Below are 15,645 nucleotides of genomic sequence, written 5' to 3' on the forward strand. Positions count from 1 at the left end.
CTGGTGATGGCCGCCGCCGCGCCCCAGCTCACCCCCCTCACCCTTGAGCTGGGTGGCAAGAGCCCCTGTCTCATCGCCCCCGACATGCCGGTCGCCACCGCGGTCGAGCGGATGATCTTCGGCAAGAGCCTCAACGCCGGGCAGATCTGCGTCGCCCCCGACTATGTGCTGCTGCCCCGCAGCGAGGTGGATAACTTTATCGCCGCCTATCGCCGCCACTTCAGCAAGCTCTACCCGCAGGGGCTCAATAGTGCCGACTACGGCGCCATCATCAACGACCGCCAGTATCAACGTCTCGTCAGCTGGCTGGATGAAGCCGAGCAGGCGGGTGCCCAGCTCCACCCCTGTGGCAACCCGGCCCGCGACGACCAGCGTCGCCTGCTGGTACCCCACCTGCTGACCGGGGTGCCGGGTCAGTGTCAGGTGATGCAGCAGGAGATCTTCGGCCCGCTGCTGCCGCTTATCCCCTACGACACCCTGGAGGAGGCGCTCGCCTATGTGGCTGAGCGGCCCCGCCCGCTAGCCCTCTATCTGATGAGCTTCGACCCCGAGCTGCAGGCGCGAGTGACCCGGGAGACCCACTCCGGCGGCATGGCCATCAACGAGAGCCTGTTTCAGGTGGCGGCCGACGATGTGCCGTTCGGCGGCATCGGCGCCTCCGGCATGGGCCACTACCACGGCCACGAGGGGTTCCTCACCTTCTCCAAGGCGAAAACCGTGCTGACCCGCGGCAAGTTCACCACCGGCTCCCTGATCCATCCCCCCTACAACAGCTGGATCCAGAAGCTGATGATGGCCTTCTTCCTGCGCTGATGGAGATGACCATGAACCAGGCTATCCCGCAGCCACAAAACATGACCGACAAGCGCCGCCAGATCCTGGATGCCGCCCTCGCCCTCTGCGCCGAAGATGGCTTGCAGGGGGCTGCCACCGCCCGTATCGCCAAGGCGGCCGGGGTAGCCAACGGTACTCTGTTCCACCACTTTCCGAGCAAGGAGGCGCTGATCCTCGCCCTCTATCAGGATGTAAAGACCCGGATGGGGAGCGCCATCCATGAAGCAGATCCCACCCTGCCGCTGTACGACCAGACCCGCCACTACTGGCAGCTGGCGATGGAGTGGATGCAGGCTAACCCCAATGAGCTCAAATTTGTGCTGGGTTTCTTTCACTCTCCGCTGCTGGCCAGACCGGCCCGCAGCCAGATCCTGAACGATGCCCTGCGCTTTCTGCCTGCTCTGCTGGCAAAGGGGCAGGCCAGCGGCGAGCTGATGCAGGCCCCAGCGCCACTGTTGCTGGAGGTGTGTCAGGGCCAGTTCCTCGCCTGCGCATCACTGTTTGTCGATCAACCGGAGCTGGGAGAGGACGACTACTGGCAAGCCAGTGCCTTTGCCCTCTTCTGGTCAGCCATCTCAGGAGCCAACCCCTATGACAACTCCGACTGTTGAATCTCTGGCCGCACTGGGCCGCCGCCTCTGGATCACCACTCTGCTCTGGGTGGTGGGCCGCACCCTCTGCCGCGCCGCCCGCACCGATGAGGCGGTACGCCGCGAATTGGCGCCGTTGCCGGACGGGCTGGCTATTCGCCTCGAAGTGGGCGGCATCGGCTATGCCATGAACATGCACAAGCAGGGGGGGCGCTGGTATCCCGGTGCGCCAGCCGCCCCCCATGCCACCATCCATCCGCTGCGGGTGCGCTTCAAGCACCCCAATATCGCCTTTCGCGCCCTGAGCTTTCGGCTCGGGGTCAATCAGGCATTTGGCGAAAACCGGCTGCTGGTGGAGGGGGACCTGACCGTTGCCATGCATCTGGTGCGGGGGCTTGAGCAGTTGCAGTCCCTGATCCTGCCCGCTTTTATCGCGCGGCCGCTGCTGCGCCATTATCCCGCCCCGACCAACAAGATCAGCCGGGCCTGCAACATCTATCTGGGTCTGGTGACCGGCTAACGCGCAAGGAGCCTTGAAATGAGCCGCTATTACGATTTTTTCTGCCCGGTCAAACTGCTGGCCGGTGAACAGGCGCTGGAGCAACTGGCCAGCGAGCTGGCCAGCCTCGGGGCCCGTAGCCCGCTGCTGCTGACCGACAAGGGTGTCAATGCCACCGGCCTTGCCACCCTGCTGGCCAATGTGCTGGCCGAGGGGGAGCTGCCGGTCGCCGCCATCTGGGACGAGATCCCGGCCGACTCTTCCACCGCCGTGGTGGAGCGGATCGCCAAACGCTATCGCGAGCTCGACTGTGACAGTCTGGTGGCGCTGGGGGGCGGCTCGGTCATCGACACCGCCAAGGCAGTCAACATTCTCACTTCCATGGGGGGGGATCATCTGCTCGACTACTCGGGCGCCGGTTGCCTGACCCGTCCCCTCAAGCCGCTGGCGGTGGTGCCCACCACGGCGGGCACAGGATCAGAAGTGACATTGGTTGCAGTGATCAAGGATGAGGCAAGCGGGCGCAAGGTGCCCTTCACCTCCCCCTTCCTGCTGCCCCAGCTGGCGGTGCTCGACCCGCGCCTGACCCAGGGGCTGCCCCTCAATATCACCGCCGCTACCGCCATGGACGCCATGACCCACGCCATCGAGTCCTTTATCGGTACCGCCAAGAACCCGGTGAGCGATGCGCTGGCCCTGATGGCAGTGGAGAAGATCGCCAGCGCCCTGCCGCAAATCATCCACGACCCGCAAAACAAACAGCTGCGGCTGCAACTGGCGGAAGGCTCCACGCTGGCTGGCATGGCTTTTTCCAACTCCATGGTGGGGCTGGTGCACGCCCTCGGCCACAGTCTGGGAGCCCGCTGCCATCTGCCCCATGGGCTGTGCATGAACCTCTTTTTGCCGACCGTGCTCGATTACAACCGCCCCGAGGTGGATAGCGAGTTGGCCCGGCTGCTGTTGCCGCTGGTGGGGGCGGAGCGCTTTGCCGCCACCCCGGCCCACCAGCGGGCGGAGGCGACCATCACAGCCATTCGCACCCTGCGCGACACCTTGTGGCAAGCGGTTAAGCTGCCGCGCACCATGAGCGAGGCAGGGGTAAGCGATCGCTCGCTACTGACCGAGATCCGCGATCTGGCGGTCAACGACGGTGCCCTGCTGTTCAATCGCAAGGACGCCGACCGTGAGCAGTTACTCACCCTGCTGGAACGAGCCTGGGCCTGATCCCTCCCCTTTGTCAATAATCTTGTGCTGACACTAACGCGGTGCCCGACTCACCATCGGGCACCTTGATCTACATCGCGATATCGATGCGCCCTCTGTCAAAGGGGGATGATATTGACCACGGGCTCTCATTATCTGTTCTATACCTTGGCTAACAGTTATGTTGTGCCGAGAGACCCAACTTTATGCCAGAGGTGCCCACCATGAGCGACATCATCCATCAGGCCAACCAGCAGCAGTTCATCTGTATGGTGGAGGGGAAAGAGTCGAGACTGCGCTACCGGCGGCTCGATGCCAAGACCATCGACGCCTACAGCACCTTCGTCCCCCCCGAGCTGCGGGTGCAGGGGATTGCCGATCAGCTGGCGCGCGCCTTCTTCAACTGGACTCAGGCGGAGGGGCTCACTATAGTGCCGAGCTGCCGCTACATTGATGTCTGGTTACGCCGCAATGCCAACAACTGAACCTCTGAACTCCGCCCTCGAACAGCAATTCCAAGCCAAAACAGAAGCCCTGCTGCGGGCCGATCCGCAGCGGATGGCCTGCCTGCAAGCCGCGGCCGAGCTCAATCTGCCCGACTGGGCACTGGGGGCCGGTTTTATCCGCAACCTCATCTGGGATCACCTTCACCACAAGGCGGTGCCCACCCCGCTCAACGATATCGACCTTATCTATCTCGATAAAAGCGACCCGCAAGGGCTGGCTGAAGCGGCGCATGAAGCCTGGCTGGCAAAGCGGCTGCCGGATCAGCAGTGGGAGGTGCGCAATCAGGCCCGCATGCACACTCGTCAGCTGGTAACGCCGTTTGCCAACAGCCTTGAGGCGCTCAGCCACTGGGTCGAAGTGCCCACCTGCATCGGCGTACGCCTCACCCGAGATGGCGAGTTCGAGTGGCTCGCCCCCTACGGCTTTACCATCAACTGGTCGCTGCAAGTGAGTGCCAACCCCAGATGTCGTCAGGACAAACAGATTTTTACCCAGCGCATCAAGGAGAAACGCTGGCAGGCTATCTGGCCTGACCTTCAGGTAAACTGGCCATAACCTGATTGCAATCTTTCGATAACCTTGGGCACACTAGGGGAAAAGCTGGTTGTAACTCAATGGGTTAAATAATGCGCGACTTCTTCTCTCTCGAACGCTGGCTACCGGGCCTCGCCGCCCTGCTGCATTACCAGCGCGCCTGGTTGATGCCAGATCTTCGCGCCGGACTCTCGGTGGCGGCCGTGGCGCTGCCCGTCGCCATCGCCTATGCCGAGCTTGCCGGGGTGGGTGCCATCGTCGGTCTCTACTCCTGCATCCTGCCCATGCTGATCTACGCCCTGTTTGGCACCTCCCGCCAGCTGATTGTCGGCCCCGATGCCGCCACCTGCGCGGTCATTGCCGCCGTGGTGACGCCGCTGGCCGCAGGCGACCCCACCCGTCACTGGCAACTGGTGATGACCATGACCGCCATGACCGGCTTCTGGTGCCTGATTGCCAGCCGCTTCAAGCTGGGAGTGCTGGCGGACTTTCTCTCCCGACCCATCCTGATGGGGCTGCTCAATGGTGTGGCCATCACCATCATGGTGGGCCAGCTCTCCAAGATCTTCGGCTTCACTTTCAGCGAACGTTACCTCATCGAGCGGATCGCCAGCGGGGCTACCTATATCACCCAGACCCATCTGCCGACCCTGGCCATGAGTCTGGTGGCCCTGCTCACCCTGCTGCTGGCCAAGCGCTACAAACCGGCATGGCCCTCCTCCATGGTGGCCATGGTGGTGACCGCTGCGCTGGTGTGGGGCTTTAATCTCGGCCAGTTTGATATTGCCACCCTGGGGACGGTGGGCTCCGGCCTGCCCGCGTTCCAGATGCCGGAATTTCCCCCTGGTCTGATGCGGGAGCTGGTACTGCCTGCTCTTAACCTGGCTATGGTGAGCTTCGTCTCCATGATGCTGACCGCCCGCAGCTTTGCTGCCAAAAACGGTTACGAAATCGACGCGGACAAGGAGTTTCGGGCCCTCGGTATGGCGAACCTCGCCTCCGCAGTCTCACAGGGTTTCGCCATCAGCGGGGCGGATTCGCGTACCGCGGTCAACGACGCCAACGGCGGCAAGAGCCAGCTGGTCTCCATCATCGCTGCGGCGGTGATCGCCCTCATCACCTTCTATCTGACGGCGCCGCTCAAATACATCCCGACCGCCGCCCTCGGGGTGGTGCTGGTGATGGCCTCTCTGTCGCTCACCGATTTTCGCGGACTGTGGGCGCTGCGCCACTCCGACCGCGCCGCCTTCTGGTTGGCGCTGGTCACCTTTATCAGCGTGCTCACCATGGGAGTGATCCCCGGGATCACCCTTGCCGTGTTGCTGGGGCTGTTCCAGTTCCTGCGCAATGTGATGCGCCCCACCGACCAGCTGCTTGGCATGGATGACGAGGGGGTGGTGCGCACCCTGGGGGACAACGAACAGGCCAAGGCGATCCCGGGTATTCTGGTCTATCGCTTCAACTCGCCGCTCACCTACTTCAATGCCCCCTATTTCAAGCGGCGGGTGCTGGCCCTGCTGGTGCAGGATCCCCGAGCCCCCAAGTGTCTGGTGATCGATGCGGTCGCCTGCTTCACCCATCAGGACATCAGCGTGATGAGCATGGTGGGAGAGCTGCACAAGGAGCTGAAACGGCGTGGCATCCATATGGTGATGGCGGGTCGCCACGGCCAGATGACCCACTGGCTAAAGCAGGCAGGCGTGCGGGTGGGCGATGAGGGGATCATCCTCTGCCCCGATATGTATCAGGCGCTACGCCTGACCCGCTGCTACCGCGAGCCGGTGTTCAAGGATGATGCGGTGGTGGAGAGCACCACAGATGCCATCCGCTCGAATTGGCCGCAGGATGATGCCCTGCCCGACTCGGCTCGCCTCACCCTGCCAAGCGAACAGGAGGCGGGCGCCACGCCTGCCTGACCCCTTGGCCTGCGCCCCTGGCCGGTGCAATCCTGCACAAGGATTGCACCGGCCTTGGCCTTGGTGTTAAATGCGCCCCCAGAGGGCACTCCCCCGTGCCCTCCCAGCTGTTGGACATGCCATGCAATCTCAATCCCACGCAGGCCCGGGCACCCTCTTTGCGCTGACCTGGCCGCTCTTTATCGATCTCGCCCTGCACTTTCTGACCGGTGCCCTCAATACCTTCATGGTGGGTCACGTCTCCTATCAGGGAGTGGCCGCGCTGGCGGTCGGCAATCAGGTGTTCGATCTCGCCATCACATTGTTCAGCTTCGTCAGTATCGGTACCAGCGTGGTGATCACCCAGTATCTGGGGGCCGGCGATCGGGAGAAGAGTCGGGTGGTGATCCACACCGCCATCGGCTTCAACCTGCTGATCGGTCTGGTAGCGGCCATTGGCGTGATGGCGGGGGCCAGCACCATGCTGGCGCTGATGAACCTGCCTGCCAACCTGATGAGCGACGGGACGCTTTACTTGCAGATCATCGGTCTCTGCCTGTTGCCGGAAGCGGCAGCCCTCTGTCTGGCGGCGACCCTGCGCGCCCATGGCCACACCCGTCAGGCGATGTATGTGACCCTGATCGTCAACCTCATCACCTTCGTCGGCAACCTGCTGCTGCTCTACGGCTGGTTCGGCCTGCCCCAGCTTGGTGTCGCCGGTGTCGCCATCAGCACGGTCGCGGGCCGACTGGTCGGCGTGGTGCTGCTGGTGTGGCTGGTAGCACGCAAGACCGGCATTCGACTGGTGGTGCGCGAGATCGTCCACCCCAGCCGGGAGATGCTGGGCAAGGTGCTCCATATCGGCCTGCCTGCTGCAGGGGAGAATCTCTCCTGGATGCTGCAGTTTATGGTGGTGACAGCCTTTGTCGGACTGCTGGGTGACAAGGCGCTGGCGACCCAGTCCTACTTCTTCCAGATCTGCCTGTTTATCCTGCTGTTTGGCCTCTCCATCGGCCTTGGCAACGAGATCATCATCGGTCATCTGGCGGGGGCCAGACAGTTCGATCGCGCCTATCAGCAGCTGCTCAAGAGCCTCAAGCTGGGGCTGGCAGTCACCTGCGTCATCGCCGTGGCGGCGGCCCTCAATGGCCGCACCATCATCAGCCTCTTTACCGATGATGCCGACATCATCACTCAGGTGGCGCAACTGTTTCTTATCAGCCTTATCCTCGAACCCGGCCGCACCTTCAATCTGGTGGTGATCAACGCCCTGCGGGCCACCGGGGATGCCCGTTTCCCCCTCTACATGGCGTTGCTCTCCATGTGGGGAATTGCCGTGCCACTCTCCTATTTCCTCGGTATCATGCAGGGTTATGGACTGGTCGGTATCTGGCTGGCGCTGGCCTGCGACGAGTGGGTGCGCGGTCTGGCCATGTTCTGGCGCTGGCGCAGTCGTCGCTGGCAAAACAAAATTCTTGTTGAAACAAAAGCGGAATCACAATGAAGAAGATAGGACTCTTGCTGGCTGCCATCCTGCTCAGCCCCCTGGCCATGGCGCAAACTGCCCCTGCCGCTCCCAAGGCTCAAGCCACCCAGACCTGGTATGTGGCCCCCATCGCCATCGATGAAACCAGCGACGCCCAGAAGGCGCTGACCAAGGACTTCATGGCCCAGATGATCAAGACCATCAAGATCAACGAGTACCAAACCGGCAAGGCGGTGGGCAACACCAAAAAGCCCAAGTGGCTGATCCGCACCAAGCTGATCCCCGCCAGCAACGAGCCGCTGGTCGGCAAGAAGCACCCGCAGGGTCTCACCTACGGCAAGGGCAATCCGACCCAGGAGATCGTCGGCGAGCTGTTGATGAACGGCACCCTGGTGGCCCACATCGGCCAGGGCTGGCGCGAGCCTATCGTCCCAGGCACGCCGGTGGCTGACAAACTCTCCATCGCCAACTATCGCTACGCCATCGGGGATCAGGCCAAGTCGGCGGATCTGGAGGAGCTGGCCGCCCAGATTGGCTTTGAAGCGGGTAAGGTGATACACCGCGATGGCAAGCCGCTACCCGAGAAGAAAAAGAAAAAAGAGCAGGCGGACGAAGAGAAAGAGTAACGTTGCCTGCATCCATAAAAAAGGGCCAATCGGCCCCTTTTTTGATCCTGCGCCCTCACGCCAACACTGCCCCTGTTGTGACTTGTCGCACAGTTTGGCTCACCATTCAGATTGATAAATCACTTATCTTGTTTTGATTCAACAAGTTATAAATATCCCACCGAATACTCCAAATCATTGCCCCCAAATCCGATCAGGATCACATTTATCCCCGGCACTAAGGGGTAGCTTTGGTCTTACAGGCACAATCAAACGAAACCAAGGAGGCTCCATTACATGTTCCCAGAGTACAGAGAACTCATCTCGAAACTGAAGAGCAGTGATGTCCATTTCCAGAAGAAGTTTGACTTGCACAACGACCTGGATGCGGAGATTAGAAAGTTGGAAAAGCATCACGCCAGCGACTATAGCGCCGAGGTGAGAGATCTGAAAAAACAGAAACTCAAACTGAAAGAGGAGATATACGACATCCTCAAACAACATCCACAATAGATGCCTCGAAGAATATGCGGATAAGCAATTTATCCCCCAGCCCGGCCCACGCGCCGGGCTTTTTGTTGTTTCAGTCAATTAGTTGACACCCGAGCCTACCGATCTTGCCGGTAGTTTGTTACATTTTTCCCTTGTAATTCAGGGAATAACGGTGATGATAACATGAGCAGAAAACGATATTTTTATCATCTCTTGCTGCTTTGCCTGTTCGCATTGAGCCACCCCCTGCAGGCTCAGGAGCCTGAACTGGAGCTGTGGCACTCCCAGCAGGCTGGTTACGTGATCGACGACGTGATCGCCCGCTTCAATCAGGAGGGGAACCACAGAGTACGGGTCACCCAGATTGAGCCGGGCAAGATCAAGGCGGATCTCCTGCTGGCGGCTCAGGCCAGGGGGCTGCCTGATCTGATGCTGATCCCCTCCGATTTTATCGGCCTCTATCGCCAGATGACCCTCGCCCCGCTCCCGGCCGAGTGGTTTTCCCCCTCATTGATGGCCAGCGCCTTGCGTTATGTCACCCTGGATCGGCAACGCTGGGGCATGCCCATGATGCAGGGCAACCATCTGATGCTGTTTTACAACAAGGCGCTGGTCTCGACTCCGGTGACCCAATGGCAGCAACTGACAGCTATCACCCCGGCCTTCAAGGCCAAGGGGGTCTACCCCGTCAGCTGGCCCTATCACGACATGTACTACTTCGCCGCCTTTTTACACACCTTTGGCGGCTCGCCGGTGACCGAAGGGCGCATCACCCTCGACAGCCCGGCCATGGTGCAGGCACTGGAGGCCTACCGCACCGTCGCCAGCGAACAGTGGGTCGATCCCGAGTGCGACTATGACACCGCCCTCGCCCGCTTCAATGAGGGCAAGAGCGCCTACCTCATCAATGGGGACTGGGCGTTCAATGATCTGGTGAAGAATATGGGGGATAAGCTGGGCGTCGCCCTGCTGCCCCGCTGGCAAAGCCATCCCATGCACTCCATGAGCGGCGCCTACGTGATGGGAGCCTCCCGCTGGGCGATGGACGATGAGGATCGCCAGCCCGTCATCAAGGCGCTGATGGCCTTTATCCAGCGTCAGGATATTCAGCAGTTCATCTATCATCAGGGGGCGCTGCTGCCGGTCAATCAGCAGGCTTTTACCGCCATCAGCCGCCGTCCCACGCCTCAGGGAAAAGTGCTGCTGGAGCAGTTCACCCTCAGTACCCCCATGCCCTCCGACAGCGCCATGTCCATCGCCTGGCAAGCGATGGAGAAAGGGTTCGAGCGCTTTAAAGAGGGGATCAGTGCCGCCGACACCGCCCGCTATATGCAGCAGTTGGCCGATCAGCAGTACCAGCAGGTCAAAGCACCATGAAACATCGCACCTTTCGGCTCGGCCCGACCCTCATCATCATCCTGTTCACCGTCGCCTTGCTGCCGGCACTGCTGGCCAGCACTGTGCTGCTGATCCGCCAGCACCAAATCATCGCCCAGAGCGAGCAATCGCAGCTGGAGCGGGCCCTCACCAGCATGACCCGCGAGGCCCGCTTTCGCAGCGAGCTGATCGGCACCCAGCTCAATCAGCTCAGCCAGGATCGGGTGCTCCATCAGGCCCTCGACAACTTTCTCTTCTCCAGCCATGCCCGGCTGGCGCTGGCCACCTTTGTCAAATCCAACAGCCTGCTGACCTCGGCCTACCTCATCGATGACAAGGGGTTGGTGGTGGAGTACATCAATGGCCAGGCCTCCCACCTCGAGTCGAGCAACCTGATGCCGCAGCTGATGGCCTGGGGCAAGACCCGCGAGGCGAAACAGGGCAAGCATCTGCTGCTCCCCGTCAATGATCCCGTACTGGTCGACGACATGGAGCAAAACCGCAGTGGCGGGCTGGCGCTGGTGGCCCCCATCTATCGCAACCACCAGCGAGCAGGGGTGATGCAGACCCCTTCCGGCTTCGTGATGGCCATTCTCCCCTGGCGGCAGATGGCCCAGTTGCTGGAACCCTATCTCAAGGGGAGCGAATATCTGGTGATCTCCCAGGGCGAGAACCGTCTTTATGAAGGGGCTCACCAGAGCGCCAACGCCATGGATGACAGGGAGCCAAGCAAGATGGCGCAGCCCCTGGCCATTGGCTGGCCCCAGCTGGAGCAGGAGATCACCCCCACCATCACCCTCTACAGCTACAGCAATGACAGGGTCAGCGAGCTCAATAAATCCCAGCAGTTGCTGACCGTCAGCATCGCTGTCATGTTGCTGCTGGTGGCCATCGGCTGCGTCTGGCTCACCCGCTGGCTCACCCGACCGCTGCGCTCGCTGGCCACGCTGGTGCGCAGCTATGGCAAGGGCAACTACCAGCAACGGCAGGCGCCGCTGCGCTTTGTGGAGTACGACGAGGTGCGCCAGTTGCTACAGGAGATGGCCAGCACCATCTCGGATCAGGTGCGGGCGCTCTATCAGCAAAATGAACAGCTGCAGCAGGCCAATAGCGAGAAAGAGGCCTTCAACCAGCGGCTGCTCGGCTTCAACGACGAACTGGAACAAGAGGTTGCCTCGCAAACGACCGCCCTGCGCTCGGCCCTGAGCCGGGAGGAGCGCAGCCGCCATATCCTGCAATCCTGGTTGCAATTCGGTCTGCACCAGCAGCTGGATATCGATATTGCCGAGCTGGCCAGCTCCGCCCTGCTGCAACTCTCGCAGCTCTATCCTGGCCACCGCTGGGGACTGGTGATCCGCCGCGATGGCCAGCCCCACTACTCCCTGACCCAGGGGGTCGATGCCCCCTTACGGGATGCCCTGCAGGAGAAACTGGCTCAACTGATGGATGAGGAGGTCAAACACTCCGAATGCCAGTGGGATAACGCACTCTGGAAGATCATGACCCTGCCCGGTAGCCAAAGTGGCGTGCTGTTTGGCTATCTGATGGTGAGCGCAGAAGGGCTGGAGTCCGAAGACAGGGCCATCTTGCGGCTGTTTGCCAAGCAATTGGCGGTGGGCATCGAGGGGCGCCTCTTCACCGACGAACTGGCGCGGGTCGCCCGTACCGACAACCTCACCGGGCTGCCCAACCGACAGGCGTTCGAAGAGGCCTTCCATCACTATCAAGCGGTGCTGGCACGCCATCCGGAGCTTCACCTCGCCCTCTTCATGCTCGACCTCAACGGCCTCAAGCGCACCAACGACCAGTATGGGCACGAGGCGGGCGACGCCCTGCTAATCCAGATGGCTCGCCAGCTGCGCACCCTCTGCCGTCAGGATGAGAAGATTTTCCGCATCGGCGGCGACGAGTTCGTACTGCTGGCGGAGGCGGATCACCTCGCCAGCCAGCTGCTGGCAGGCAGGTTGGAGGCAAGCCAGCAGCACGCCATCGTGCAACATGGGGAGCACAGCTTCCCGCTGCGTTTTGCCATCGGCTGGAGCAGCAGCGACCAGACCCCGCTGGCGGAGCTAAGCCGGGTGGCGGACGACGCTATGTATGCCAATAAGGCGCGCTTCTATCAGGGGCAGCGATAAAAAGCGGAGGTCTGTGGCGTTGGCGAGCCTTTCGCCAACCCCCTGATCAGCTCGCAAAAATGGCGCGCAACGCTAGACGCGGCACGGACCATGACTAAGATAGGGGCTCTTGATGTCTCGATTTGGAAGGGAGTAGGAAATGGAGTTAGTACTTGGCCCGCTGGAAGCCCGCGTCATCGGCTGTCTGATTGAAAAAGAGATCTGCACCCCGGATCAATATCCCCTCTCCCTTAATGCACTGGTCAACGCTTGCAACCAGAAGAGCAACCGCGAGCCGGTGCTGGAGCTCTCCGAGCTCGATATCCGCGCCGTGGTAGACGAGCTGATCCGCAAGCGGCTGGTGGTCAACACCGCCGGCTTCAACGCCCGGGTGCCCCGCTATCAGCACAGATTCTGCAACACCGAATTTGGCGAGCTGAAATTCAGTGCCCAGGAGCTTGGCATCGTCTGCGAACTGCTGCTGCGCGGTCCGCAAACCCCGGGGGAGCTGCGCTCGCGCACCAACCGCCTCTGCAGCTTCGATGATGTCACCGAGGTGGATGCGGTACTGACCCAACTCATCGAGCGTGGCCCCTACGTGGTCAAGTTGCCGCGCGAGCCGGGCAAGCGCGAATCCCGCTATGCCCACCTGTTTAGCGGCGAAGTGGATATTCAGGCGATGATGGATGCCGCCGCGGCCTATGCCTCCCCTGCTGCCGACCGTCTGAGCGAGCTGGAGCAGGAGGTAAACGAGCTCAAGAGCCGTCTCGCCGCCATGGAAGCGCGGCTGGCTGCGCTGGATGGTCAGGGCTGATCGCCTTTACCATCGCCAATCTCTATCAGGGAGCCGGGGCTGATGTCCCCGGATCCCTGCGTTTTTTCATCGTGAGGAAGTGCCCGTGATCACCCTGATTAAAGAGTCTGACCACCAGAAGATGCCCTGGAAAAACCAGCAGGGCACTACCAGCCAGATCCTCATCTCCCCCAAGGGGAGCAGCCTTGCCAAACTCGACTTTGACTATCGACTGAGCTCGGCCCCCATCAAGAGCGCGGGCCCCTTCTCCCCCTTTCCCGGCTATCAGCGCATTTTGCTGCCGGTGAGCGGGGCAGGCTTTGTGCTCAACGGCCACCCCTACGCCACCTTCGAGGCGGCGCACTTTAGCGGCGATGAGGAGACCCACTGCGAGTTGCTGAAAAAAGAGGTGACCGATCTGGGGCTTATCTACCATCCGGATCGCATCAGCGCCAACGTGCGGGTACTGAACCTCCCCTTCCCGCTGACCCTTACCCTCGAGCCAGAGAAAACCTACCTCTGTCACCTGCTGAGTGGCCAGCTGACCGTGCAGGACAAAGAGGTGGCCATCAACGAGACGCTGGTGGTGACCGGGGAAGAGAGCATTCACTTCGAATGCCAGAAGAAGACCGCCATCGCCTTCTTTACCCTGCAGGCCAAATAGCGAAAAAGTCGGCGGTGTGCAGTCATGCCACGCCACACACAAACAGCAGAGATGAAAAAGCCGGGAAATCCCGGCTTTTCTATTGAGGCAACCGGCTCGATGCCGGTCAGCGCCTTAGTTGACCTTGAAGGAGCCCTTCATCATGGCGAAGTGGCCGGGGAAGGAGCAGAAGAAGGTGAGATCCTTGCCCGCCAGACCGTCGGTCTTGAAGGTGACGCTGCTGCTCTCGCCGCCGCCGATCAGCTTGGTGTGAGCCAGTACACGGGGATCATCCTTGGGCAGATAGCCGTTCTCGGCCCCGGCGCTCATCCCGGCAGTCGCCACGGTCTGATAGTCGGCGGTGCTGGCCAGCACCCAGTTGTGACCCATGGCGGTCACCGGCAGCTTGCCGGTGTGGTTCAGGGTGACCGTCACCTCCTTGCAGGTGGCCGGCACGCTCATCTCTTTGAGGTTGTACTGCATGGCATCATTGCCTTCGATAACCAGTGCACACTCATCCGCCAGCACGGGGGCAGCCAGGGTACTCAGAAACAGCAGGGTAATCGCCTTTTTCATCATCTTCTCCTTTGATTGGCAATGGATGGCAACGACTTGGCGGATGCGGTGAACGCTTCGCAAAGATGCCGTCTAAATCGACCTTCATTTTACTCAGTTGTCTTCAATCGGCTATGGCTTTTGGCCAAAGCTGCGGGCCAGGTCACCAGACGGTGCTCTACTCGCCACTATCTCCCTCACGGATGGACGATACGGCGCTCGGCTGTCACAGGTTCAAAACTGTTTAATTTTTTCTGCCCTTTTCCCTCCGATTGGCCCTATCAGGGCTCGCCCGGCGGGCGCCCCTTGGCTAAGCTAGCGCCCCGATATGAACCTTCTCCAGATGAGAGCGCCGGATGATTGCGATAACCCCCGTGGCGGCCATGCGCGGCCTGCTGCTGACCCTGCTGCTGGCGCTGGCCGGCTGCCAGCCCACCCCGCCTGCCCAGACCCGTATTCAGGGCAAGACCATGGGCACCTACTATGTGGTGACCCTGAGCGATAGCTACCCCGGTGGGGAGCCCGCCCTCAAAAGTGACGTAGAAAGTTTGCTAGCCCGGATGAACAAAGAGATCTCCACCTACGATCCGGGTTCGCTCATCTCCCGTTTCAATCAAGGGCCCGCCAACACCCCGTTTGCCATCCCGCCCGCCATGGCCATCATAGTCCAGCAAGGCATTGATGCCGGAAAGCTGACCAACGGCAAGCTGGATGTGACCGTGGGGCCTCTGGTCAATCTGTGGGGCTTTGGCCCGGACAAACGGCCGGTCAAGCGACCCGATGAGGCGGCCATCGTCGCCGCCCGCCACAAGGTGGGCATCGACAAGCTAACCCTGACCTCGCAGGGTGATCACTTCCTGCTCGAAAAAACGATCCCGGATCTCTATCTCGACCTATCCACTCTCGGCGAAGGGGCGGCATCGGATGAAATCGCCGCCCTGCTCGAGGGCAAGGGGGTACACAACTACCTGATCGAAGTGGCCGGTGCGGTGCGCAGCAAGGGCAACAACAGCAAGGGCTCGCCATGGAAAGTGGCCATCGTCGAACCCTCCGATCAGCCGGGGGCGTTTTCCGATATCGTCATCCCCAACGGCATGGCGCTCAGCACCGCAGGCAGCTATCGCAACTACTACGAGCTGGATGGCCAGCGTTACTCCCATATCATCGACCCCGCCACCGGCCAGCCGGTCACCCACAAGCTGGTCTCCGCCAGCGTCATCACCCCGACCACGCTGGAGGCCGATGCCCTCGATACCGCGCTGATGGTGATGGGGCCTGAAGCGGGGATGGCATTTGCCAAACAGCACCAGCTGGCGGTCTATCTCATCATCAAGACCGAACAGGGGTTCAAGGCTGAGTACACGCCGCAATTTGCTCCCTATCTGGCAGAGAAAAAACGGTGAGTTCAAGGCCCTGGCAACAGGGCCTTTTTCTTTCACTCATCGCGGGCAAAAGGCGGACAAACGGAGATGGTTCGCAATCGACAACTTGGCCAATTGCCTCTTCGGGCGCTTTGGT

The 15,645-nt window shown here is 61.2% G+C and carries 16 protein-coding genes; 15 read left to right on the plus strand and 1 reads right to left on the minus strand.

The features are described from left to right. From BN1139_RS12530 to BN1139_RS12595, 14 genes are all read left to right on the plus strand, one after another. Positions 1-813: aldehyde dehydrogenase family protein (locus BN1139_RS12530; RefSeq protein WP_041980533.1), on the plus strand; the 813-nt coding region annotated here is incomplete at its 5' end. An 11-nt stretch (positions 814-824) separates the two neighbouring features. After that, positions 825-1,445 carry a TetR/AcrR family transcriptional regulator gene (locus BN1139_RS12535; RefSeq protein WP_005353199.1) on the plus strand — a complete coding sequence of 207 codons (621 nt, stop codon included), beginning with the start codon at positions 825-827 and terminating at the stop codon, positions 1,443-1,445. Continuing rightward, positions 1,426-1,944 carry a hypothetical protein gene (locus tag BN1139_RS12540; RefSeq protein ID WP_005353201.1) on the plus strand — a complete coding sequence of 173 codons (519 nt, stop codon included), beginning with the start codon at positions 1,426-1,428 and terminating at the stop codon, positions 1,942-1,944. Before BN1139_RS12535 ends, BN1139_RS12540 begins: the two co-directional genes overlap by 20 nt. A gap of 18 nt (positions 1,945-1,962) precedes the next feature. Next, a complete protein-coding gene (locus BN1139_RS12545) occupies positions 1,963-3,147 on the plus strand; it encodes an iron-containing alcohol dehydrogenase (protein ID WP_005353207.1) in 1,185 nt (394 codons plus the stop codon). 203 nt (positions 3,148-3,350) lie between these two features. Further along, entirely contained in the window at positions 3,351-3,611 is a 261-nt protein-coding gene (locus BN1139_RS12550) for a GNAT family N-acetyltransferase (RefSeq protein WP_005337747.1), read from the plus strand. After that, positions 3,598-4,188, plus strand: a complete 591-nt coding sequence (locus BN1139_RS12555) for a nucleotidyltransferase family protein (RefSeq protein ID WP_005353209.1) — start codon at positions 3,598-3,600, stop codon at positions 4,186-4,188. The genes BN1139_RS12550 and BN1139_RS12555 overlap by 14 nt, the downstream gene beginning before the upstream one ends. A gap of 71 nt (positions 4,189-4,259) precedes the next feature. Then, a complete protein-coding gene (locus BN1139_RS12560) occupies positions 4,260-6,083 on the plus strand; it encodes a SulP family inorganic anion transporter (RefSeq protein ID WP_005353210.1) in 1,824 nt (607 codons plus the stop codon). Between the two features lie 121 nt (positions 6,084-6,204). Beyond that, on the plus strand, positions 6,205-7,566 hold the full coding sequence (locus BN1139_RS12565; RefSeq protein WP_005353211.1) for an MATE family efflux transporter: 1,362 nt from the start codon (positions 6,205-6,207) through the stop codon (positions 7,564-7,566). Next, positions 7,563-8,174, plus strand: a complete 612-nt coding sequence (locus tag BN1139_RS12570; RefSeq protein WP_005337761.1) for a hypothetical protein — start codon at positions 7,563-7,565, stop codon at positions 8,172-8,174. The genes BN1139_RS12565 and BN1139_RS12570 overlap by 4 nt, the downstream gene beginning before the upstream one ends. 276 nt (positions 8,175-8,450) lie before the next feature. Further along, the gene (locus BN1139_RS12575; RefSeq protein ID WP_005337763.1) at positions 8,451-8,666 is read left to right on the plus strand and encodes an HP1242/YdcH family protein; all 216 of its coding nucleotides are present in this window, start codon (positions 8,451-8,453) and stop codon (positions 8,664-8,666) included. Positions 8,667-8,828: 162 nt separating this feature from the next. Then, positions 8,829-10,022, plus strand: a complete 1,194-nt coding sequence (locus BN1139_RS12580; RefSeq protein WP_005353213.1) for a sugar ABC transporter substrate-binding protein — start codon at positions 8,829-8,831, stop codon at positions 10,020-10,022. After that, complete coding sequence (locus tag BN1139_RS12585; RefSeq protein WP_005353214.1) at positions 10,019-12,157, plus strand: diguanylate cyclase domain-containing protein; 2,139 nt, start codon at positions 10,019-10,021, stop codon at positions 12,155-12,157. The genes BN1139_RS12580 and BN1139_RS12585 overlap by 4 nt, the downstream gene beginning before the upstream one ends. A 139-nt stretch (positions 12,158-12,296) precedes the next feature. Next, on the plus strand, positions 12,297-12,950 hold the full coding sequence (locus tag BN1139_RS12590; RefSeq protein ID WP_005353215.1) for a YceH family protein: 654 nt from the start codon (positions 12,297-12,299) through the stop codon (positions 12,948-12,950). Between the two features lie 85 nt (positions 12,951-13,035). After that, positions 13,036-13,593: a HutD family protein gene (locus BN1139_RS12595; protein WP_005353216.1), complete on the plus strand. Its 558-nt coding sequence runs from the start codon at positions 13,036-13,038 to the stop codon at positions 13,591-13,593. A 114-nt stretch (positions 13,594-13,707) separates the two neighbouring features. On the opposite strand, the gene azu is transcribed toward BN1139_RS12595, so the two are convergent. Further along, positions 13,708-14,148 (minus strand): azurin, encoded by a 441-nt coding sequence (azu, locus tag BN1139_RS12600; RefSeq protein ID WP_005337768.1) that lies wholly within the window; start codon positions 14,146-14,148, stop codon positions 13,708-13,710. A gap of 335 nt (positions 14,149-14,483) precedes the next feature. Between azu and BN1139_RS12605 the strand changes: the two genes are divergently transcribed. Beyond that, positions 14,484-15,530: an FAD:protein FMN transferase gene (locus BN1139_RS12605; protein WP_005353217.1), complete on the plus strand. Its 1,047-nt coding sequence runs from the start codon at positions 14,484-14,486 to the stop codon at positions 15,528-15,530. The last annotated feature ends 115 nt before the right edge of the window (positions 15,531-15,645 follow it).

This window comes from Aeromonas veronii bv. veronii (assembly GCF_000820225.1).
Classification (GTDB): domain Bacteria; phylum Pseudomonadota; class Gammaproteobacteria; order Enterobacterales; family Aeromonadaceae; genus Aeromonas; species Aeromonas veronii.